The organism is Cupriavidus sp. GW821-FHT07C08, from assembly GCF_059419025.1.
This window is the reverse complement of the sequence record NZ_JBWKQZ010000012.1, coordinates 74,746-96,332: the sequence shown is the minus strand read 5'-3', so window position 1 is coordinate 96,332 and position 21,587 is coordinate 74,746. Positions and strand designations below refer to the sequence as shown.

General features: G+C 66.8%; 20 protein-coding genes and 1 pseudogene. 17 read left to right on the top strand and 4 right to left on the bottom strand.

What is annotated here, in order from left to right:
• Nucleotides 1-3: 3 nt before the first annotated feature.
• From AC07UK_RS17055 to AC07UK_RS17035, 5 genes are all read left to right on the top strand, one after another.
• Nucleotides 4-1,971 (top strand): integrase, encoded by a 1,968-nt coding sequence (locus AC07UK_RS17055; RefSeq protein ID WP_114131539.1) that lies wholly within the window; start codon nucleotides 4-6, stop codon nucleotides 1,969-1,971.
• Nucleotides 1,961-2,383 (top strand): hypothetical protein, encoded by a 423-nt coding sequence (locus AC07UK_RS17050; RefSeq protein WP_226797586.1) that lies wholly within the window; start codon nucleotides 1,961-1,963, stop codon nucleotides 2,381-2,383. The genes AC07UK_RS17055 and AC07UK_RS17050 overlap by 11 nt, the downstream gene beginning before the upstream one ends.
• 489 nt (nucleotides 2,384-2,872) lie before the next feature.
• Nucleotides 2,873-3,916: a porin gene (locus tag AC07UK_RS17045; RefSeq protein ID WP_494686037.1), complete on the top strand. Its 1,044-nt coding sequence runs from the start codon at nucleotides 2,873-2,875 to the stop codon at nucleotides 3,914-3,916.
• Nucleotides 3,917-3,931: 15 nt separating this feature from the next.
• Nucleotides 3,932-4,918, top strand: coding sequence for a Bug family tripartite tricarboxylate transporter substrate binding protein (locus AC07UK_RS17040; protein ID WP_494686036.1), 987 nt, complete (start codon nucleotides 3,932-3,934; stop codon nucleotides 4,916-4,918).
• Nucleotides 4,915-5,850: a BMP family ABC transporter substrate-binding protein gene (locus tag AC07UK_RS17035; RefSeq protein WP_494686035.1), complete on the top strand. Its 936-nt coding sequence runs from the start codon at nucleotides 4,915-4,917 to the stop codon at nucleotides 5,848-5,850. The genes AC07UK_RS17040 and AC07UK_RS17035 overlap by 4 nt, the downstream gene beginning before the upstream one ends.
• On the opposite strand, the gene AC07UK_RS17030 is transcribed toward AC07UK_RS17035, so the two are convergent.
• Nucleotides 5,802-7,040, bottom strand: a complete 1,239-nt coding sequence (locus AC07UK_RS17030) for a GGDEF domain-containing protein (protein ID WP_436220775.1) — start codon at nucleotides 7,038-7,040, stop codon at nucleotides 5,802-5,804. The genes AC07UK_RS17035 and AC07UK_RS17030 overlap by 49 nt on opposite strands.
• A gap of 399 nt (nucleotides 7,041-7,439) precedes the next feature.
• Between AC07UK_RS17030 and AC07UK_RS17025 the strand changes: the two genes are divergently transcribed.
• On the top strand, nucleotides 7,440-7,781 hold the full coding sequence (locus AC07UK_RS17025; RefSeq protein ID WP_436220776.1) for an RcnB family protein: 342 nt from the start codon (nucleotides 7,440-7,442) through the stop codon (nucleotides 7,779-7,781).
• Nucleotides 7,782-7,866: 85 nt separating this feature from the next.
• Here the strand turns inward: AC07UK_RS17025 and AC07UK_RS17020 are convergent, their stop codons facing one another.
• Nucleotides 7,867-8,091, bottom strand: coding sequence for a PA2433 domain-containing protein (locus AC07UK_RS17020; protein ID WP_492378184.1), 225 nt, complete (start codon nucleotides 8,089-8,091; stop codon nucleotides 7,867-7,869).
• Nucleotides 8,092-8,496: 405 nt separating this feature from the next.
• On the opposite strand from AC07UK_RS17020, the gene AC07UK_RS17015 reads away from it, so the two are divergent.
• From AC07UK_RS17015 to AC07UK_RS16995, 5 genes and pseudogenes are all read left to right on the top strand, one after another.
• Nucleotides 8,497-9,681, top strand: coding sequence for a collagen-like protein (locus AC07UK_RS17015; protein ID WP_494686034.1), 1,185 nt, complete (start codon nucleotides 8,497-8,499; stop codon nucleotides 9,679-9,681).
• Between the two features lie 180 nt (nucleotides 9,682-9,861).
• Nucleotides 9,862-10,362 (top strand): two pore domain potassium channel family protein, encoded by a 501-nt coding sequence (locus AC07UK_RS17010; protein ID WP_436220778.1) that lies wholly within the window; start codon nucleotides 9,862-9,864, stop codon nucleotides 10,360-10,362.
• A 19-nt stretch (nucleotides 10,363-10,381) separates the two neighbouring features.
• Nucleotides 10,382-10,639: pseudogene (locus AC07UK_RS17005) on the top strand (DUF308 domain-containing protein); the annotation flags it as partial.
• Nucleotides 10,640-10,687: 48 nt separating this feature from the next.
• On the top strand, nucleotides 10,688-11,038 hold the full coding sequence (locus AC07UK_RS17000; RefSeq protein ID WP_114131546.1) for a hypothetical protein: 351 nt from the start codon (nucleotides 10,688-10,690) through the stop codon (nucleotides 11,036-11,038).
• Nucleotides 11,039-11,350: 312 nt separating this feature from the next.
• Complete coding sequence (locus AC07UK_RS16995) at nucleotides 11,351-12,289, top strand: glutamate/aspartate ABC transporter substrate-binding protein (RefSeq protein ID WP_436220780.1); 939 nt, start codon at nucleotides 11,351-11,353, stop codon at nucleotides 12,287-12,289.
• A gap of 24 nt (nucleotides 12,290-12,313) precedes the next feature.
• On the opposite strand, the gene AC07UK_RS16990 is transcribed toward AC07UK_RS16995, so the two are convergent.
• Nucleotides 12,314-13,222 (bottom strand): MurR/RpiR family transcriptional regulator, encoded by a 909-nt coding sequence (locus tag AC07UK_RS16990; RefSeq protein ID WP_436220781.1) that lies wholly within the window; start codon nucleotides 13,220-13,222, stop codon nucleotides 12,314-12,316.
• A gap of 291 nt (nucleotides 13,223-13,513) precedes the next feature.
• On the opposite strand from AC07UK_RS16990, the gene AC07UK_RS16985 reads away from it, so the two are divergent.
• Genes AC07UK_RS16985 through AC07UK_RS16960 form a run of 6 tightly spaced genes read left to right on the top strand, consistent with a single transcriptional unit; the run spans nucleotide 13,514 to nucleotide 20,074 of the window.
• The gene (locus AC07UK_RS16985) at nucleotides 13,514-14,035 is read left to right on the top strand and encodes a type IV pilin protein (protein ID WP_436220782.1); all 522 of its coding nucleotides are present in this window, start codon (nucleotides 13,514-13,516) and stop codon (nucleotides 14,033-14,035) included.
• Between the two features lie 2 nt (nucleotides 14,036-14,037).
• Entirely contained in the window at nucleotides 14,038-14,532 is a 495-nt protein-coding gene (locus AC07UK_RS16980; protein WP_436220783.1) for a GspH/FimT family pseudopilin, read from the top strand.
• Complete coding sequence (gene pilV, locus AC07UK_RS16975; RefSeq protein WP_436220784.1) at nucleotides 14,529-15,152, top strand: type IV pilus modification protein PilV; 624 nt, start codon at nucleotides 14,529-14,531, stop codon at nucleotides 15,150-15,152. Before AC07UK_RS16980 ends, pilV begins: the two co-directional genes overlap by 4 nt.
• Complete coding sequence (locus AC07UK_RS16970) at nucleotides 15,149-16,192, top strand: PilW family protein (protein ID WP_436220785.1); 1,044 nt, start codon at nucleotides 15,149-15,151, stop codon at nucleotides 16,190-16,192. The genes pilV and AC07UK_RS16970 overlap by 4 nt, the downstream gene beginning before the upstream one ends.
• A gap of 23 nt (nucleotides 16,193-16,215) precedes the next feature.
• A complete protein-coding gene (locus AC07UK_RS16965) occupies nucleotides 16,216-16,782 on the top strand; it encodes a pilus assembly PilX family protein (RefSeq protein WP_436220786.1) in 567 nt (188 codons plus the stop codon).
• A gap of 49 nt (nucleotides 16,783-16,831) precedes the next feature.
• Nucleotides 16,832-20,074, top strand: a complete 3,243-nt coding sequence (locus AC07UK_RS16960) for a pilus assembly protein (protein ID WP_436220787.1) — start codon at nucleotides 16,832-16,834, stop codon at nucleotides 20,072-20,074.
• A 13-nt stretch (nucleotides 20,075-20,087) separates the two neighbouring features.
• Here the strand turns inward: AC07UK_RS16960 and AC07UK_RS16955 are convergent, their stop codons facing one another.
• Nucleotides 20,088-21,578, bottom strand: a complete 1,491-nt coding sequence (locus AC07UK_RS16955; RefSeq protein ID WP_436220788.1) for an efflux transporter outer membrane subunit — start codon at nucleotides 21,576-21,578, stop codon at nucleotides 20,088-20,090.
• Nucleotides 21,579-21,587: the final 9 nt, after the last annotated feature.

The window sequence follows — 21,587 nt, the reverse complement described above, 5'->3', positions numbered from 1 at the left end:
ACCATGGCGGCCGTTGGCCGCATTGGCGATCGCGCAGGAGAGAACTGGCTTGAGAGCCGCGAAAGACTAATCGCTGCGGCAAAGGCGTCCTCGCCCTTCGGCGACGTCGAATGGGATGCCGCGGTCTGGGACGTCTCAGTCGCCTATCAACATCGCACCCGCGGGTACAAAGCACGCGCGCTGCGTCTTCCGTTCACCCAACACAGGCGTAGAGGCTGGGGTGTGGGAGATCCTATACCCGCCCCCTTCTCCGACGTGATCAAGGCGCTCGTTTGCGTGCGTCACCAGAAGCGAGGGCAGTCGGCAGGCAGTCATAGCGTGTTCATTCGCGCTGCGCGTTACGTGTTCGAGGCCACGCGAAAAGCGGGGCATGACGTCGGTGAATTGCGAAAGGACGATCTGGACCGGGCAGCGGCCATGGTGTTCCGCCGTGAGCGGGAGACGTCGGCATACAAGGTTATTGGTCATATGGAAGAGTTGGCCGATGCCTTGGATCGGCACCGACTCTGCCGGGTAAGGCTGGATTGGCGATGCCGACGGAAGTCGCGGCCCCAGTCGCTGACACCGGACAGGATCGGCGATCGGCCCACTGAGGTCTCGGACCGGCTCCCGAGTGAGGAAGCCATCCGTGCCCTCGGGAAGCTCTATCAGACGATTCCGAAAGGGGAATCTGCCGATGACTCAACCCGTGCTGATCGGATACTGATTCTGATTGCCACGATCATGGTTTGTACTGGCCTTCGGATCGGGGAGATGCTCACGCTACCGGTCAAGCCGATCACCATCTCTAGGGATGGAAGTAGGAACCTGCGCTATGCCAGGTTGAAGGGGCGTGCCGACGACGTGGCGGTGCTGTGGCATCTTAAGCCGTTGCTCTCAGAGACAGTGGAGCTGGTGGAGGCCGCGGTTGCGGAACTGCGAGAGGTCACAGCCGGGGCGCGCCGGGTAGCACTTCTGGCCAATCGCCATGGTTTGCTTCTGCGGGGGAAATCCATACCTGAGATGCTAAATGGCCACGACATACGGGCCGTGCTGGGGCTGAAAAGCCGGAACATTGCTCAGTTCCTGAAGTCGCGCGAGATTCCCTTCGAGATCGTGAATCGGGGACTTCTCATTGGCCGAGATGCGCTGTGCAAAGGCATCGCGAAAGACCACTGGTTCGGGCCGTTGATACCTGGGCCCGCAGGCAAAGGGCTCGAGCTCCACGAGTCGTTGTGCGTGGTCTATGCAAACCAGATACACCGAGGGACGCACACCACGCTGACGTATGCGGCCAGGCCCGTGACCGATCAGAATGTTCACGACTTCTTGACTGGACGAGCCGGTTCCCGATCCGTATTCGACCGCTATGAATTCCGCGGAGAGGATGGTCTGGCATTGCGGGCTCGATCCCACGGGTTCCGCCACTTCCTGAATCATCTGCTAGATGAAGGTGGGGCCCCGGACCTTGTGCAAACCAAATGGTTTGGCCGCCATCACGCCGCGGACACCAAGAGTTACCAGCACCTCACCTCTGCTCAACGGGCTGCGCAGGTCGTGCAAGATGTGCTTGATGGCCGGGTTGGCGGGCAGATTGGTGAGATCGCAAAGGCGCTGCCTCGTGAAGTCGCGCGCACCTTCCTTACTGCACGCATCCAGGCAGTTCACGACGTTGGGCCAGGGCTATGTATCCACGACTTCCAGATGTCGCCGTGCGAGCGTCATCTCCAATGCACGGCGAACTGCAACGACTACGTCTGGATCCAGGCGGATGAGGCGAAAGCGCAAGAGCTAAAAAGGCAGGCTGCAGTTGCGTATCTCAGCCTTCATGCAGTGAAGGTTCGCGCCCGGTCGCAATCCCTGACGCAGGCCGATTGGTATCGGCACTTGATGACCAGATACCAGCAGCTGATGAAGCAGCTGGCGACGCAGGGCTTCCATGAAGCCGACCTTGTGCGATACCTGAAGCAGGAGCATCGAAATGCCGACTAGCATCCGCGCGAACGCGAAGATTAGTGAGCGCAAGAAAGCGGGAATCATCGCTGAGCTTGAGCGCTGGCAGAACCGGGAGCTTGGCACCACGCTGACCTGGGAGCGTATTGAAGCGTACTCCGGATATACGCGGCAGGCGCTGAGTCGCCATCCGGAAATCGTGCATGCCTATCGAGAAGCGAAGCGCGCTCTGGCCGATGGCGCCCGCCCATCGCGGTCCCGGACGCACAGCGATGAACTCGCCTACCTGGATCGAACGGTTGCGAGCCTGCGGGCAAGGATCTGCTGGTACGAAGAGCTCGAGACGCAGTGGTTACAGCGGTGGCAGCGCATTGCCTTCCATTGCCTCCAGCGAGGCTTAAGCATCGAAGATCTGGATGTTCCGCTCGACCCCTTGAACCGAAAGGGGTAGAAAAAATTGAGATGGTGATGAAGAGGGTTCGTGGCGCCATCCGGCGCCTACCGAGCCAAAGCATCGGGCAGCTTGATCTCGAAAGAGATATGAAAACAGTGAGTATTCGATGCGCACGCGTCCCCAAAGCTGCGGCACACTATCCATACCCAAGCGCATAGCGCATCGACCCCGGCGGCAAGCTCTGCCCGACAATCTTGACGCTTCATCGACCACGAAGACCTGACTGTGGCTCGTGGACAGCGTTACCGGCGAATGTTTACGCCGTTCCGCAATAGAACCGTTCTGACTTACACCTCGCTTTAGCATCACCCCGAAAGCCCGCTACGCGGGCTTTTTTGCGCCCGCATTCTGCGCGCAAACCGCATTTCCTCATGCGCACACATTCGTATGCGGATGTGCGGCCACACCCTATATTTTGCATTCTTAATTTGTATGCAAAACGGAGGGTGGTGCGTGAAGGTGGGGAACACAAGGCGCAGTCACGCCATGGCGCTTGCGGGCGTGCTGGCGGGGGCGAGCTGCGGCGTTGCGCAGCAGGCGCAGGCGCAATCAGTATCGACTTCCATATCGGTCTACGGCCTGATCGACACCATGGTCCGATACTCGGACAACAACCGCGGGGATCAGCGCCTGGCTGAACTGAGCGAGGGCTATTTCAGCGGCTCGCGCTGGGGCGTGCGCGGCAATGAGGCGCTGGGTGCGGGATGGTCGGCGCTGTTCAATCTGGAAAGCGGCTTCGACCTGGCTACGGGCACTTCGCTGCAAGGCACCGCGGCGTCGAACTACAGACAGGTTGGCACGCAGGGTACGGGCCGGCTGTTCGGCCGGCAGTCTTACCTGGGGATCGAGCACCAGGCGTGGGGGAGGCTCACGTTCGGCCGCCAGTTCACCACGGCCTATGACGGGAGCTTCCGCTTCCAGCCCTATGGCCATCCCAATCTCGATGCGGTGGCCATCCTCAACGGCTATACCGGTCCGCGGCAAGACAACATGGCGAAGTACGCGGGCAAGTGGGGCGCGTTCTCGGCAGCGGCGCACTACACCTTCGGCGAAGTGCCGGGCGATGCGGCGGCCAGCAGCAGCCGGGGGCTGGCGCTGGCCTGGACCACGGCACGGATCGACGTGGGTGCCTTGTTCCAGAGCACCAATGCCCTGGCGACCGAAGAGAAGCGCACGATCTGGGGCATCGGCGGCAGCAGCCAGCTGGGGCGCGTCAAGCTGGCGCTCGGCTACCTGGACAACCGCTACCACCTGAGCCCGACCCGCAACCATGTGCTGACCGGCGGCGCCACGGTGCAGGCAACGCCCGCGCTGGCGCTGTCGCTGGGGGTCGGCTATGACCGGCAGACCGCCGCCAGCGGCCACCGGCTGATGCTGACGAGCGTGGCTGAGTACAGCTTGTCCAGACGCACCAGCGTCTACGCGGAAGCCGATTTCAACCGCATCAGCGGCAGCTATGCGCTGCCCGCCTTCATGGGCGTGCGTGGCAACAAGTTCGGCGGCGGCGTCGGCCTGCGCCATCGCTTGTAAAGCCGGAGCGCCGTCGTGATTTCGAGAAGACAGTTCCTTGCCGCGGCGCTGGCCGTGCCGGCATTGCCGGGGATGCGGGCGCGCGCGGACAGCGGCGCCGCGGCATGGCCGCGCCATCCGGTGCGGCTGGTGGTGACCTTCCCGCCGGGCGGGTCCAGCGACATCGTGGCGCGGCTGCTGGCACCGGTGCTGCAGGAAAAGCTGGGACAGCCGTTCGTGACCGACAACCGCCCGGGGGCGGGATCGACAATTGGCGCGGCAGCGGTCGCCGCGGCACCCAATGACGGCTACACGCTGCTGATGTCGAACTCGGCGGCGCTGAGCATCTCGCCGTTCCTGCTCAGGCGGCCCGCCTACGACCCGGTACGCAGCTTCACGCACGTGCATTACATCGGCGCGGTGCCGACGATCTTTGCCGTGCATCCGTCGGTGCCGGCGCGCAACCTGGCGGAGCTGGCGGCGTGGATCCGCGCGCAGCGCGACCCGGTGCCGTTCGGCAGTGGCGGCGCGGTGTCGGTGGCGCATATCGTCGGCGAGCTGTTTGGCCAGCAGGCAGGGTTGCGGCTGACGCACGTGCCATACAAGGGCGCGGGCCCGATGCGCGCCGACCTGCTCGGCGGACAGATCCCGTTTGCGGTGGATGCCCTGCCGCAGAACCTGCCGTTGCTGCAGTCCGGCGCCTTGCGCCTGCTGGCGGTGACCTCGGCACAACGCGTGCCGCAGGCGCCCCAGCTGCCCACCGTGGCGCAAGCCGGCTATCCCGGCCTGGTGGCCGAAAACTTCGTCGGCGTCTCCGCGCCGGCCAACCTGCCCGAGGACATCGTGCAACGCTTGCATCAACAACTGCAGGTCATCCTGCAACAACCGGGCCTGCGCGGCCGCCTGGAAGCCCAGGGCTTTGTGCTGGCCGAGCGCCGGCCCGATGAGTTCGCCGCCTACGTACGCCAGCAGGCGCAGGCCTGGGGTCCTGTGGTCGCGGCAACCGGGGCGACGCTGTCATGAGCGCGCGCATCCAGGTAGTCCTGTTCGGACCCGAAGGACGCGGCAGCTTCAACGAAGCCGGGTATGCCGGCGCCATGCGCGCACGCAATGCCGGCCACGACGTGGCGGTGACGTGGATTGCCGATCCGGATCCGCAGGTGCGCGCCGAAGCGCTGCTGGCGCTGTGCGAGACCGGCCCGGACCTGATCGTTGCGCATGGCGGACAGGGGGACTATCCCGTTTCTGTTGCAGCGGCTCGCCGTCCCGCCCGGCGCTTCGTGGTCACACAGGGCAGCGTGCTGTGCGCCAATACCGCGAGCTATGAGGTGCTGCAGGAACAGTCCGCCTTCCTTGCAGGCGTGCTGGCGGCGACGGATTCGCGCACCGGCGTGGTTGCCCATTTGTCGGGCGAGAAGGTGCGTCCCGGGCTGAAGGGGCGCGCCGCGTTTCTCCATGGCGTGCGCAGTGTGGTGCCTGGCCTGCCGGCACTCACGACCTTCTGTGGCAACCAGCACGATCCGGCGTTGGCCGGTGGCGCGGTTGCCGCGCAGGCCCGCGCCGGTGCCGATATCGTCTTTGCGATGATCGACGGTGGCCGTGACGGCGCCATCGCCGCCTGCCGTGCCGCGAGCATCCGCCAGATCGGCAACGTGCTCGACTGGACCCGCAGGCATCCCGATGTCTTCCTGGCGTCCGCGGTGGCAGACAGCGGCCTGTGCGTCGAGCAGGCGATCGGGGATTTCAAGCGCGACCGGATCGCATGGGGAACCATCCACAGCTTCGGGCTGGAAGCGCCGGCGGCCGTCCGGCTCGTCCTGGGCCGCGATGTCAGCACTGCCGCGCGCGCGGCGATCGACCACTGGAGCCAGCGCTTGCTCGATGGCGGCGTGGCGGTGGCGGAGGGCTATGACGGGCCGGAGTTTGCTGTGGGCGATGCGCCTGCGGTTGCATAGCCGCCGCCGGACGGGAGGCACGGCAGCACCGGCAAGCCGGCCTCCCGCTCCCACTCCACGCAATTCCTGCCCTTGTTCTTGGCCGCGTACAGCACGTTGTCCACGCGCATCAGTAGTGCTTCCAGGTCTTCGCCGGGCCGCAGCGTGGCCACGCCGAAGCTGGCGGTCACGGTGTGCATGCCCGGCAGCACGTCCATTTCCGAGCTCTCCAGCGTCTGGCGCAACCGTTCGGCCAGATGCAAGGCGGCATCGGGCGGGGTATCGGGCAACAGCACGACGAACTCCTCGCCGCCCAGGCGCGCGGCGATATCGCGCCGACGGACGCCGGCGGCGATGATCCGGCCGGTTTGCGCCAGCACCGCGTCGCCGGCGCTGTGGCCGTAGTTGTCGTTGATGAACTTGAAGAAGTCGAGGTCGCACAGCAGCACACTCAGCGGCTTGCCCTGAGGTGGCGGGATTTCCCGCGCGGCCAGCGCCTCCAGGCTGCGGCGCGTGTGCAGCTGCGTCAGCGGATCGGTGTCGCGTTCATGCCGCAGGCCGTCGATCACGTCCAGCGTGGTCGCCGCCAGCAGCGCCAGCGCCAGCGTGAGCAGCAGCAATGCCAGCGTGACCTGCAGCCACAGCCAGTAGGCCGAGCGGGTGAAGGCGGCAGCGTCCTGTCCGGTGGCCGGAGCAATGGTCAGCACCGTGCGCGGCAGGAAATGGAGGGCAAACAACAAGAAGACCCAGAACAGCACCCGGTCCGCGGTGCTGCCCGTGCGCAGGCGGGCAAGCGGCGCGATCCCCAGCAGCAGGATCAGCGCGATGCCGATATTCAGGATGTAAATGCGGGCGACCAGCTGGGGCTGCACAAAATCAAACCAGGCAAGCGCCGCAAACAGGGCCAGCGGCAGCGACACCAGCGCGCAGGTATCGACGCGCGCGCCGATGCGCGCCAGCATGCCACGCAGCATCAGCACGGCACTGCCCAGGTAGAGCGCACCGGTGACCGTGGCGTTGCCGCCGCCGATGCGCGGCACCCAGACGATCTGCAGGGCGATGGCAAGCGCGTACAGCAAATAGCAGGCACCGAGCTGCAGCAGATAGTGCCGCGTGCGCTCATGGTTCCAGGCCAGCAGGAAGCAGAGCGAAAGCAGGATGGCAATGGCGGGATTGACCAGGGCCAGGAATTGACCAGCATCGTGCAACACGGAGAGTCCCCTGTTTTTATGGTTCTCTGGCAGGGACGGGTGCCCGCGTGCGAAGCGCCGTGAACAGGGCGTGAGCCAGGGAACATAGCGGGCGGTGCGCGCCCGCAGCGGCGAGGCCGCGGGGCCACGGCCCGCTGACAGACTGAGTAGCGGCCGCCCGTAACAAATTGTTTCTGTCAGGACCCATTCTAGTCTTGGGTGACGTCAGCGGCTCCCCCCCAATGGGCGCCAACCCGCAAACAATTGTGAACAATCTGCCAAGCAGAATGCATCATCGGTCACATCGAGAATCGTCGCCATGGATGGCGGATGCCGCAGTTGTCCGTATTTGTGACTAATCTGGTAGATGCTGTCCGGATCCTCCGGCAGTTCGGTTTTCCCGTACGCAAGGAGATCACGATGAAGACCAAGAAAGCGATGCCGGCGCTGTTGCTGGTGGCAAGCGTGCTGGCGGCGCCGTTTGCGATGGCGCAGGGCGCCAAGTCCAAGCCCAAGCCGATGACGGATCCCATGGCCGCCTCTGAGCCGGCGGCGCAGAACTCGCCCTATATGCAGGTGCAGCAGTGGAAGAAGGGTGACCGGCTGCCCACCGAGTTCAGGGACCGCCAGTATGTGATCGACGACTACAAGCAATACAACCTGCCCGCGCCGCGCAAGGGCACGCGCTGGGTCGGGATTGGCGCGGAATATTACCTGGTGGCGCCCAACGGCGTGGTCCAGCAGGTCGGATCGGGTTCCTGACCCGGCCTGCTGCGGCGACGGCCGCGGGAAAAAGAACAAAGCCGCCACGCCGGGGGGCGTGGCGGCTCTTTTTTATCGATGGGTATCAGATACCCAGGATCTTCTTCGCTTCGAGCAGTGATTTCATCGCTTCGTCATGCTTGCCGGCCTTGTGATAGGCCTCGCCGTCGGCGCGCAGCTTGGCGACCTTGGCGGAATCCTCTGGCGACAGCGCCGGCCTGGTCGACAGTTTGGCGTCGATGGCCTTCATCTCATTGGGGCAGTTATGGGCCAGCGCCAGGCCGGGGGCGCCGGCCAGCAGCAGTGCCATAAGGACAAGGACAGATTTGCGCACGATGGCCTCCACGAAGACGCTGTTGGGATTTCCAGCATAGTCCATCGCCGCGCCTTCCCGCACCTGGCCAGGTGCGGCATGAATCGGCTGGTTTTGCCGGTGCTGCGCATATCCCCCCACGAAGGGGTAAATGGCGATTATTCGTTTCGCTTTTGAACAACCCGGAGTCACGCCGTCTCATCCGGAACTCAACCATTTGGGCGAGATATTGCCGGTATTTTCTGGTCGCACCGACACGCACGGATGCGGTCGCGTGATGCTTGAATCCGCCTGCTCTGAATTGGGCCGGGCAGCCTCCGCGTTACCGCCAGGCGCGGCAATCCGGGTATTTTCATAATCATTATCCCGAGTCACCTGAATTTTAAACGGGCGTTGGCGCTATTGAAGCGGGAGCAGTTTTCCGATGCTCCGGAAACGCGCTTCATTAATGAAACAGCCCGTGCGAATGCACGATTTATCGGAATCGCCGCGATCTCTAGATTGGGCTCACCCGGCACGGATCCGGGCATGCCGTTAATGAGAAACCGGGGGGCTTCCATCGTGCAACACATTGACCTGAAACTTGCGGCGATCCCGCTCGCCTGCCTCGCCATCCTGCTCGCCGGTTGCGGTGGCGGTGGCGGAGATTCCGCGCCGGCCAGCGCCGCGCCATCCGCCAGTGTGGCCGGCCCGGCCGGCGCGAACGGCAAGACCATCCTGTCCGGCACCAATGCGCCCACGGCGGACGCTGGCACGGACGGCGACTTCTACCTCAATGCCACGACTTCGACGCTCTACGGACCCAAGGCTGGCGGGGCCTGGCCTGCCGGCGTGTCGCTGGTCGGCCCGCAGGGCGTAGCCGGCGCGCCCGGCGCCGTGCTGCTGCACGGCGCGGCAGATCCCACCGCTGCCGATGGTAGCGAAGGCAGCTTCTACCTCAATACGACCACCAACACGCTGTTCGGCCCGAAGACGGCAGAAGGCTGGCCGGCCGGGGTCTCCGTGGTCGGCCTGACCGGTCCGGTCGGGCCGGCGGGTCCGGCCGGGTCCGACGGCGCGGCCGGGGCGCAAGGTCCGCAGGGCGAAAAGGGTGAAAAGGGCGATACCGGCGAGACTGGCGCCACCGGCCCCCAGGGCCAGCAAGGAGAAACAGGTGCCGGAGCGACGATCTACACGGCCAACTTCGCTGTGTACAACTCGCCGGATGGCAATGGCACCTATGTCATGACCGGCACCGGGCTGGACCGCCAAAGTATCGATCCGAATTTCGGCGCGGTGATGCCGGTGGGCTGCAGCGGCGGCCTGACCCTGAACGCGAGCCTGGCGGGCAACGTGCCCGATGACGAAGTCAACTACACCCTGACGGCATACCGTGTCGCCAGCGGCGCGGCGCTGGAAACGATCGCCCCGCTTGCCATCACCGACGCGTCCGCCTGCTCGCTCGGCGCCTCCGTGCGGACCTGCTCGGCGCCGGCCACGACGACGGTGGCGGCTAACGACATTGTCCAGGTGCAGGTCAGTGGCAACCGCAACTTCAAATGGGGCGGCGCGCTGTACGTCAACCTCTCCTGCAAGAGCAGCAGCTGATCCATGCGGCGGCCACCCGGCCGCCACCAACCCTCTGCCAGGGCTACGAGCACGGCCGCGCGCCAGCCGCATTCCGCTCCCTGGTTTTCCTGAACGCCTTCCAGTGCTATTTTGGAGGGCGCCTTTTTTTCCCGCGCTGTTCCCGATCCTTCCGGACACCGACCAGGCCTGCCGCTGCGCATGGAAACCTCCGCCGAACACTATTCGCTGGCCCTGCTGTGCGCCGCCGTGCTGACCGTGACCGTGGTCGGCATTCACTACGAGGCGCTGCGGCTGCTGTCGGCGATACACCCCCGGCGCTGGAGCGGGCGCATGAACATCGGCGTGCTGATCGTCTGCATCATCGTGGTCCATTGCCTGGAAGCACTGGTGTTTGCGCTGGGCTTCTGGTTCGCCGACCACGTGCTGGGCCTGGGCGGGCTGACCGCGATGGGCAGTGCCGGCGTGTCCCGCGTCCACACGCAGCCAGGCGCGCTGGTCTACGCCTACTTTGCGCTGGAAACCTTCACCACGCAGAGCCTGGGCGATATCGTCCCGGTGGGCGCCAGCCGCCTGATCGCCAGCATCGAGCCGCTGGTCGGCCTGATCCTGATCGGCTGGTCCACCTCGTTCACCTATGTGATGATGCGCCGCGACTGGGAGCTTGAGCGCGACGAAGGAGGCGAGCGTCGCGCGCCCTAGCGGATTCATCGCTCATGTGCGCGCCAAGACCATGGCCTGGACGCCCGGCCTGACGCTGGACTACGCACGCGCGCTCAGCATGCTGGCCGATTCGCGGCCGTCCGGCTGCGCCAGCATGACCCGGGTGGCGCTGGGGCAGATGCGGCGCCAGCGCCAGGACTGGCGCGAGGCCGCGCGCACCCGGGCAGGCAAGGGGAGCAGCGGAGCCGTCGCAGGTGGCATCGACGCCGCAAATGCTGAAAATGCCGGTAGTGTCAGGCAGGTCGCGAACGATTAAGCTGGCAGCCTTTGCATAAATTCATCCAGCCACAGGAGAGAAGTCATCATGCCGAGCCAGCGAACCCTGATCCGCATTGCCGCCATCGCCGCCCTGGCGATGGCCTGCAGCGCGCATGCGCAGAGGCCGGACGGGGACAGTGCCGCCGCCGCGGCCATCAACGAAGCGGTGCAGCAGGGCACCACGCCCTACCGTCCCGACCCGGCGGCAACGCCGGGCAGCATCCAGTCGGACGAATGCCGCGCCCTGGCCGCGCAGATTGCCGAAGCGCCCAAGCGCGAATACCGCGCCACCCAGCCAGCCATCGAGACCGCCCAGGGCCGCATGATCCCGGAACTGGAGCGTGACCGGCCGAAGAAGTCGCTGCAGCAGGCGTACCGGGAGAAGTGCACGCAGTAAGCCGCGCGCGATCGGCTGCGGCCGGCAATACACCGCGGGCGGCACCACAGCCGCCCGCTGCCTTTTCCGCCTTTCCCTTCCCCAGGCCGTTCCGGCCCGTCCTTTCCCAACACAGATCGTTCGTCATGCACCTGCGCGGCGCATGGCTGCCCCATCGCTACGCAACGGCCTGCCGCCGGACGCGTCTGTTTCACCACGCCAGGGAAAAATACATATGTTTCATGGTTATCCATGATGGAACACTTGTTGCTCTTTGCCTAGCATTCCGATGCAAAGGCGCATCGCGTGAACGCTACCCAAGGAGAGCTTGGTATGAAAGCAGCACAAGTCACCTGTCCGCGCAGTTCGCGGCGTCCCCTGGCGGAGCCACTTGCCGCCGCCGTACTGGCGTTATTCGCGGGCACGGCGGGTGCTGCCGACGTGGCGGCCAGCCCGACGCTCAGCAAGGTCAAGTCGTCGGGCACGATCGCCATCGGCCACCGCACCTCGTCGATCCCGTTTTCGTACTACGACGCCAACCAGAAGGTGATCGGCTTCTCGCAGGACATCTGCGATCGCGTCGTCGATGCGGTGAAACGCGAGACCGGCGCGCCCGGCCTGCAGGTGCGCATGGTGCCGGTGACCTCGCAGAACCGGATCTCGCTGGTGCAGAACGGCACCGTGGACCTGGAATGCGGCGTCACCACCAACCTGAAGTCGCGCCAGCAGCAGGTGGCGTTCTCGACCACCTTCTTTGTTGCAGGTACGCGCTTGCTGGTGAAGAAGGGCAGCCCGGTGCGCGACTTCGGCGACCTGTCGGGCAAGGCGGTGGTGACCAACGCCGGCACCACCTCCGAGCGCATCTTGCGCCGGCTCAACGACGAGAAGCAGGCCAATATCACCGTCCAGAGCGCCAAGGACTATGGCGAGTCATTCCTGATCCTGCAGTCCGGGCGGGTGGCGGCATTCATGATGGACGACGTGCTGTTGTCCGGCGCGCGCACGCTCGCGCCCAATCCCGCGGAGTGGGCGGTGGTGGGCACGCCGCAGTCATTCGAGGCCTACGCGTTCATGATGCGCAAGGACGACCCTGGCTTCAAGCAGGTGGTCGACGGCGCCATCACGGGGCTGATCCGCAGCGGCGAGATCAACAAGCTCTACGCCAGATGGTTTGCCGCACCGGTGCCGCCCAAGCACGTGAACTTCGAGCTGCCGATGAGCGAACCGCTGAAGAAGGCCTACGCCAACCCCAACGACGAGGCCTTCGATTAAGGATTCTAAGCGCGGCGGGCCGGCTCAGCCGCGTCCGGCCGCCACGTAGGCGCCGGTGCGGTGCAGCTCGCCCTCGGCCTGCTCCAGCGCGCGGATTGCGCCCTTGCCCTTGCGTGCAAGCAGCTGCTCGACCAGGGCCTCGACCACGGCCACGCCGGCGGTGACGGACGGGAAGAACGACGGGCTTTCCACCGAGAACAGCAGCGTGCAGTCTGCCGCCAGCGCGATCGGCGCGACCGTGCTGTCGGTCAGCGCGATCACCTTGCAGCCGCACTCGCGCGCGGCCGCGGCGACCCGGATGCTTTCCTGCGAGTAGGGGGCAAAGCTGACCACCAGCACCGCATCCTTGGGCGCCAGGCCGCGCAGCTCCATCTCCAGCGTGCCGGCATCGGCGCGGATCAGGTGCACGGTGCTGCGGAACAGCCGGTAGACATAGTGGAAGGTGAACGCGATCGGGAAGCACGAGCGGAAACCCGCCACATGCACACACGCCGCATGCGACAGCAGTTCTGCCGCTTGCTGCAGCGTCTTCTCATTGTTGGCGGCGATCATGTCGAGGTTGTGGTGCTGCGCGTCCAGCATCTCGCCCAGCATGCGGCTGGCGCTGCTTTCACGCACCACCTTGCGCGCGCGGCGCGCGTACGGCTGGCTGCCGCCGCGCAGCGCATCGACGAACAACTCACGCAGCCCCTGCCAGCCCTCGAAGCCGAGATGCTGCGACAGCCGCACCAGGGTGGCAGGCTGCACCCCGGCACTGGCCGCGATCTTGCGCATCGACAGCACCGCCACGTCCTGCGGATGGTCGAGCAGGTAGCGCGCTCCGCCCTGGAACTGCGTGCTGAGCGTGGGGAAGTTGCTGCGCAGCAGCGCCAGCAGGGCGTCCAGGTCCTGCGGCGGCGCTTGCGGCGATGGGGTAGGGCTGTCGGGCGGCATGGGCATTCCGGATTCGGTGTTTGTAACGATTGTTGCACAGGTGCACCCGGGCGCGCATCGGGCCAGTCGAACCAGGGCGGGTCAGGGTTCCCCCTCACTGCCGGATAACGTCTGCCGCATGCCTTGGCTGTATGCCCTGTGCAGATCCCGTAACGCCACTGTCTGTTCGCTACAACGCCAGCCAGCCGGCATCATATTTTCCTTACCCACTTGGCGGATCGTGACTTACACTCCGCGCCATAACCTCCGGAATTCGGTCAACCGGAACATAATTGGTATCGGAGCGCGAGCATGGGACATAGAAGCCCGGCAGTGCGACACGGCGGGAGGGTCAACCCGTCGTTTCGGGTCATTGGGGAAGTTGGGGCAACCGGCAATTCATGCCGGGGCTGGCGCCTGCGCGGCGCCAGGGCAGCGCATGGCTTCACGCTGATCGAGGTGATGATCACCGTGGCGATTATTGCCATTCTTGCCGCCGTCGCCATTCCAAATTACAGCCGTCACGTCGTGCGCTCGCACCGGGCCGCGATCGAGTCCTTCATGCTGGAGGTCTCGGGCGCCCAGGAGCGCTACCTGGTCGACAACCGCGCCTACGCCGCCAATCTGGGCGCGCTGGGCATGTCGGTACCGGCCGCGCAGGCAACGCGCTACGACGTCGCCGTGACGCCGAACGCGGCGCTGCCGCCCGGCTACAGCATCGTGGCCACGCCCAAGGGCAGCCAGGTTGCCGGCGACGCCGACTGCGGCTCGCTGACGCTGACCAGTGCCGGCGCGAAATCCGCGTCTGGTTCAGGCACCGACTGCTGGAACTGACCATGCGGCGCGCCACGTTCCCGCCGTCTTCGCCCGGCCGGCCCACCCGCCGCGGCTTCACCCTGATCGAACTGCTGTGCGCCCTGTCGGTGCTGGCGATCCTGGCGGTCGCGGCGGCACCGTCGTTCTCTTCACTGATCGCCAACCAGCGCGTGCGCGGCGCCTCGCTTGACCTGACCTCGGCGCTGCTGCTGGCGCGCAGCGAGGCGGTCAAGCGCAATGCCACGGTCACGCTGGCGGCCACCGGTGCCGCCTGGACCGCCGGCTGGGCGGTCACCGCAGGCGCCGAGACGGTGCGCAGCTTCGGGCCCTACGGCGGCCTGACCATCACGCCCAGTGCTGCCGGTGCCCTTGCACTTGGCAACGACGGCCGGCTCACGGGCGCGGCCATGACTTTCGAAGTGGCGCCCAACGGCGATACGGCAGCGGCGTCGCGCGTCTGCGTGCAGGTCAGCGAGACTGGTCGCGTCGCCTCCGCCACGGGAGCCTGCTCATGAAGCACAGAATTCCGCGGCTGCGGCCGCGCATGCCTGGCCGCCGCACGCAGGGCGGCTTCTTGCTGATCGAGGTGCTGGTGGCGGTGGTGATCCTGCTGGTCGCGCTGCTTGGCACCGCCGGACTGGTGGCGCGCTCGGGGCAGACCGAGATGGAGTCCTACCAGCGCGTGCAGGCGCTGGCGCTGCTGCAGGACATGGTTGCGCGCCTCAACGCCAACCGCCAGGTGGCATCGTGCTATGCCAACGGCCCGGCCGGCATGCAGCTGGGCAGCGCGGCGGCGCCGCCGGCGGCGTGCACGCAGGGCACCGCCGCGCAGAAGGCTACCGCCGATGCGGACCTGCAGGCCTGGAACACGGCGCTGCTGGGTAGTGCCGAGAAGCGCCCGGGGGCCAGCGCCGCTGATCCCGCCCAGGCCGTCGGCGCCATGATCGGCGCGCGCGGCTGCATCGAGACCGTGGACGCCGTCAACAATATCTACCGCATCACCGTGGCCTGGCAGGGCCTGGCCACCACCGGCGCGCCCGCGCTGGGCTGCGGCAAGGACCAGTACGGCAACGATGCCTATCGCCGCGCGGTCAGCACGCAGATCCGCGTCGGCACCCTCGGAACCGTGTCATGAGCCCCCTGCGCCTGTCCGCGCGCCGCCTGCGCCGCCAGCGCGGCATTTCGCTGATCGAGCTGATGATCGGCATGACCATCGGCCTGGTGCTGCTGACCGCGCTGGCGAGCCTGTACTACGCCAACAGCCTGTCGCGTACAGAGTTTGTCAAGTCGGCCGAGCAGGTGGAGAACGGGCGCTACGCGTTGGACCAGATCCGGCGGGAAGTGGAGCTGGCGGGGTTCTTCGGCGCCGGCAGCATCGCGCGCGGCGCTACCGTGGCCGAGCCAGCGCTGTGCGCGGCAGACCCGGCCGCGCTGGGCTTCTCCGCGGCGGGCTTGACCGTGCCGCTGGCGCTGACGGGCTACGGCCCCGGGGTGGCGGCGGCATGCCTGCCTGACCTGGCGGCCACCTCCGAGGTGCTGGTGGTGCGGCGCGTATCGACCACGCCGGTGGCCGCACCCACGCCGGGCGTGCCTTATCTGCAGGTCTCGGCCTGCCCGCAGGATACCAACTCCTTCGTCTTCGACGCCAGTGCCGCGGCGGCCTTCGGCCTGCGCACCAAGGCCTGCGATCCCGCCCAGCCGGCCGCGCTGCGACAGGCCGTGGTGCGCGTGTTCTACCTGGCGGGCTGCGACCGCTGCAGCAACGGCGGCGACGGCATCCCCACGCTGAAGATGGCCGAGCTGGTGGGCGGCGCGTTCCAGTCGCGCTCGGTCGCGCAGGGCGTGCAGGACATGCACCTGCAGTACGGCGTGGACCTGGACAGCAACGGCTCGGCCGACTGCTACGTGGCCGACCCCGGCGCCAACAACGCCGCCGCCTGCGCCACCGTGCCGGGCTATGACTGGACCAACGCGCTCGCCAACTGGCGCAACGTCACCACCGTGCGCGTGAACCTGCTGGCGCGCACGCTGAAGCCCTCGGGCGGCCAGTCCGACAACCGCACCTACGACGTGGGCCGCGCCGTCGCCAGCGGTCCGTTCAACGACGGTTTCAAGCGCCATGTGTACGCCCAGGTGGTGCGGCTGGTCAACGTGGCCGGACTGCGCGAGCAATGACCTCACCCCGCAAAGAGCAAGCAATGATCAAGCAATCGGGTCGCCAACCGCAGGGCCGGCCACTGCGCCGCGGGCAGGACGGGGTCACGCTGGTGGTGACGCTGGTGTTTATGGTCCTGTTCCTGCTGATCGCCATGGCCATGGTCAATTCCGGGCTGGTCAACGTGAAGGTGGCCGCCAACCAGCAGCACACCGCCGAGGCGCGCGACGTGGCGCAACAGGCGATCGAGCAGGTGATCAGCAACGATTTTACCAAGGCGCCGGCCGCGGTTGCGGTGCCGGTGGACGTCAGCGGCGATGGCAAGGCGGACTACGTGGCACAGGTGGCGCAGCCAGAGTGCTTGACAAGCAAGCCAATGAAGAACGTTGAGCTCGACCTGAGCGATGCCGACGACGTGTCTTGCCTGATCGGCAGCGGCGTGCAGAACACGGGGATCGTGACTGCAGGCAATAGCGGCGGCAATTCGCTGTGCAATGCCACGCAATGGGATGTGGCGGCCACTGTCAACGATGCCGCCAATACCGGCACCGTTGCCACCGTGCACCAGGGCGTGGCGGTGCGCATGCCGACCGGTTCGGCCTGTCCGTGACCGCGCAGGACACTACGACCTCTTCACCATCGATCGGACGGGAACCAGCATGACGACCAACGCCTGCCGGCAGCGCCGCCTTGCGGCTTTCGCAATCGCCCTGCTTACCTTTGCGGGCGTGAACGGCGCGCGCGCCGAGGACATCGACCTGTTCACCGGTCTGCAGACCAACGCCGGCACCAAGCCCAACGTGCTGCTGCTGCTGGACAACGCGTCCACCTGGAACGCCAGCACCACGATCAAGGGCTGCGACATTCCCGATGTGGTCAGCGCCAACAATGCCGGCACCGATGTCGGCGCGATCCAGTGCGCGCTGTACCGGGCGGTCAACACGCTCGTGACCAATCCGCAGCTCGCCGGCAACATCAACATGGGGTTGATGATGTTCGGCACCAGCACCAACGCTGGCGGGATCTTCCGCTATCCGTCGGCGGCGCCCTATACGCTGCCGACCATGGATGCCACCAACGGTAACGCGTTCCTTCAGTACATCAAGAGCATCGACCGCCAGCGCGACAACTCGAACAACTCGCAGGTGGGCGGCGGCATGCAGGAGGCGTGGGCATTCTTCGCGGGCAAGAAGGGCTTGTCGGGCACGCAGTACACGTCGCCGATCACCAACCCGTGCCAGAAGAATTTCGTCATTTACATCGCCAATGCGGTCAACAACGGCAAGCCGCAGGACACCGGCACGGATGCCAAGGACGCTCTGGTGGCGGCCGGGGCCAACGCGACGCAGCTGACCACGCTCAAGCTGAATCCGGCCGCCAACAAGTACGAGAGTAACTGGGGTGATGAATGGGCGCGGTTCATGTACCAGACGGACGTGAACGGCAATGTCGAGAACAACCAGAACATCATCACCTACACCATCGCCGTCACCGACGACAACAACCCGGACTATGTCGAGTCGACCCGCAGCATGGCCGACAATGGCGGCGGCAAGCGCTACGTGGTGAAGCTGGGCGACGTGCAGGCGCTGGTCGATGCGCTGCTGCAGATCTTCAACGAGATGCAGGCCGTCAACAACGTGTTCTCGTCGGTGAGCCTGCCGGTCAGCGTGAACGGGCAGGGCTCGTACCTGAACCAGATCTACATCGGCATGTTCCGTCCTGACGCCACCGCGGCGCCGCGCTGGATGGGCAACCTGAAGCAATACAAGCTTGGCTACGACAGCAGCAAGCAGATCGTGGTGCTGGATGCGAATCCGAGCGGGCCCAACCAGCAGAGCGCGATCAGCAATGCCGGCACGGGCTTTATCTCGCCCAACGCCAAGAGCTTCTGGACCGCGGAGCCGCCGCTGGCGTTCAGCGGCAGCAGCTATTCCGGCAGTGCCGTCACCGGCTGGCCCGCCAACGGCTTCTGGGTCAATAGCCCCTCGGGCGCGGCCGGGGCGCTGGACTCTGCGGACGGCGCCGCTGGCGTCACCGGCGGCGACGGCGAGATCGTCGAGAAGGGCGGCGCCGGCGAAATGCTGCGCGCGCAGATCGTCACCGACCAGGCCGCGCGCAAGCTCTACACCTGCCCGTCGGGCGCGTGCACCGCCAAGGCCCTGGCGTCGTTCGATACCGCCAACAGCTGGCTGACCAACACCACCGGGCAGACGGCGCTGAACAGCAGCGCTGCCGACGTGAAGAACCTGATCAACTGGGTGCGCGGCCGCGACGTGCAGGCGCTGGGCGAGAGCACCGTGGCCGGCGCGGAGCAGCAGAAGGGCCCCGGCGGTAGCGTCACGGTGCGCGGCTCGGTGCACGGCGACGTGCTGCACTCGCGCCCGGTGGTGATCAACTATGGCGGCACCACCGGCGTGGTGGTCTTCTACGGTGCCAATGACGGCGTCTTCCATGCGGTCAACGGCAACCAGACCACCGGCATCAACGGCGTGCGCCCCGGCGGTGAGCTGTGGGGCTTCGTGCCGCCGGAGTTCTATGGCAAGCTCGGCCGCCTCTACACCAACACGCCAGAGGTGCAGCTGAGCGGCTCGCCGACCGGCTCAGGCGCCAAACCGCGCGACTATTTCTTCGACGGCACCACCACGGTGTTCCAGGACCTGCGCGATCCGGCCAATCCGCGCGTGGTGATCTACCTGACCGCGCGGCGCGGCGGCAGGCTGGTCTATGCGCTGGACGTGACCAACCCGGCGGCGCCCGAGTTCCTGTGGAAGTCCGACAGCAACCAGATCGCCGAACTTGGCCAGACCTGGTCGCAGCCGCGCGTGATCCGGGTCAAGGGCTACACCAACCCCCTGGTGGTGATGGGCGCCGGCTACGACGCAGCCGAAGACGCCGAGCCGTCGCAGGGCGGGGGCGCGACGGGGCAGGGGCGCGGCGTGATCGTGTTCGATGCGCTCACGGGCACTGTGGTGCGGGCGTGGCTGGCCGATTGCACCGGCCTCGGCGCCACCGTCTGCTCGGTACCCGCTGGCCTGAACCGCGCCATCCCGTCAGACGTCGCGGTGGTGGACCGCAACGGCGACGGTCTGATCGACAAGGGCTATGTCGGCGACATGGGCGGCAATGTCTGGCGGCTGGATTTCGAGACCGCTGCCGGCACCGGCCCGGCGGCCTGGACGCTGGGCAAGTTCGCCGCGCTGGGCGGCGCGCAGACCAGCAACGATGCGCGCAAGTTCATGTACCCACCAGATGTCATCACCACCGGCGCCTATGACGCGGTGATGATCGGCAGCGGCGACCGCGAGCATCCGCTATACACCACCAGCAACGCGGCGGGCCTGGCCTATAACGTCACCAACCGCTTCTACATGCTGAAGGACACCGCGCTCACAGGTGGGCTGCCGGCGACATGGACGCCGCTGACCGAGAGCAGCCTGTTCAACGCCACCGCCACGGTGTATGCCGACTCGGGTACCGGCAAGGGCTTCTACCTGACGCTGGGTACCGGCGAGAAGGTGGTTAACGCGCCGCTGACTGTGGCCGGCTACACCTACTTCGGCACCAATACCCCCAGCGTGCCCAAAGCCGGGGCCTGCTATCCGGACCTGGGCATCGCGAGGGGCTACGCGGTGTCGTTCCTGACGGGCAAGGGTCTTAACGACAACCGCTATGTCCAGTTCAACAATGGCGGCCTGCCGCCGTCGCCGGTGTTCGGCGTGGTGGCGGTGAGCGATGCCCAGGGCAACACCAGCAACGTGCCAGTGCTGATCGGCGGCGGCAACCAGAACGGGCCGGGCGGTGGCGACAATACCTCGTCGCTCGGTGCGCAGAAGATCTCGCCGCCGGGGATCGGCAAGCGCAAGCGCACCTACTGGTACACCCAGAGCGACAAGAAGTAGCCGGCCGCCGCCGTCACCGCGGCGCTGCCGCCACAGCGCCGCCTTCCTCCTCCCACCACCCACCCCCCAACGCCTGCAGCAGCGCCGCCGAATCCGCCAGCCGATCGGCGCGCGCCTGTGCCAGTTCCAGCGACGCCTGCCGTGATTGCCGTTCGGCATCCAGCACCGCCAGCTGGCTGACGCCGCCGAGCCGGTACTGCTCCGACACCACTGCCAGCGTATCGCGCGCCTGCCGCGCGCTGTCGGCGCGTTCGCGCAGCGCGGCGGCATCGGCTTCGAGTGCGCGCAGTGAGTCGGCCACGTTCTGCAGGCCCTGCAGCACGGCTTGCCGATACGCGGCCAGCGACTGCTCATAAGCCGCTTCCGCCGCGCGTTTGCGCGCCTGCAGCTCGCCGCCGCGGAATACAGGCTGCACCAGCCCTGCAGCCAGGCTCCATACGTTCAGGCTGCTGAACAGGTCGCGCGCCGCGGTGGCCTGCGTGCCGCCGCTGGCGCTCAGCGTGATCTGCGGATAGAGATTGGCGGTGGCCACGCCGATATTGGCCGAGGCCTGGTGCAGCAGGGCCTCGGCCGCGCGGATGTCCGGCCGGCGGCGTGCCAGCGTGGCCGGCAGGCTGACCGGCAGCGTATCGGGCAGCTGCAGTTCGTCGAGGCGGAATTCGGGCAGCGTGGCCGAGGCCGGGGTCTGGCCCGTGTATACCGCGAGCTGGTGCCGCGTGGCATCGAGCTGGCGTTGCAGGGCCGGCACCAGGGCTTGGGTTTGCGCGAGTTCGGCGCGCTGGCGCTGCACGTCGACACGGGCGACGCCGCCCGCGCGCAGGCGTTCTTCGGTGATGCCAAGCTGCCGCTGCTGGGCCGCAGCGACGGCGGCCGTATCGGCCAGTTGCGCGCGCAGGCCGGCTTCGCGGATGGCCGCGGTGGCCACGTTGGCGGCCAGCGCCAGGCGCGCGGCTTCCAGTTCATAGCGCTGGTAGTCCACCGCTGCCTGCAGTCCCTCCAGTTCGCGCCGCTGGCCGCCGAACAGGTCGAGCACGTACGACACCTGCACCGTGGCGCCGTACAGCGTGAACGGGCCGGGGCTGGGAATCGCGGTGATGCCCAGGGACTGGAAATCGACCTGCTGGCGCGTGGTGTTCAGCTTTGCGTCGACGGCGGGCCAGCGCGTGGCGCCGGTGCGCGCGGCCAGGTTCTCCTGCGCCTCGCGCAGCCGGGCGCGCGCCTGCGCGAGCGTGGGGCTGGCATCCAGCGCGCCGCGGATGGTGGCGTCCAGCGCTGGGCTGCGGAACAGCGCCCACCACTGCGCGGGCACATCGGCGCCGGCGGCCAGGGTTTGCGCGTGGGATTGCCCGCCTGCGTCCGCGGCGTCGGCCGCGACGGTTGCCACCGGCTGCGGTCCCGGCACGTAGCCGGCGTCATCGGGCGGCGCGGGCGCGCGGAAGTCGGGACCGACGGCGCAGCCGCACAACAGTGCCGCGGCGGCAAACAGAGGCGTGAGTCGTTGCATGGCCAACCC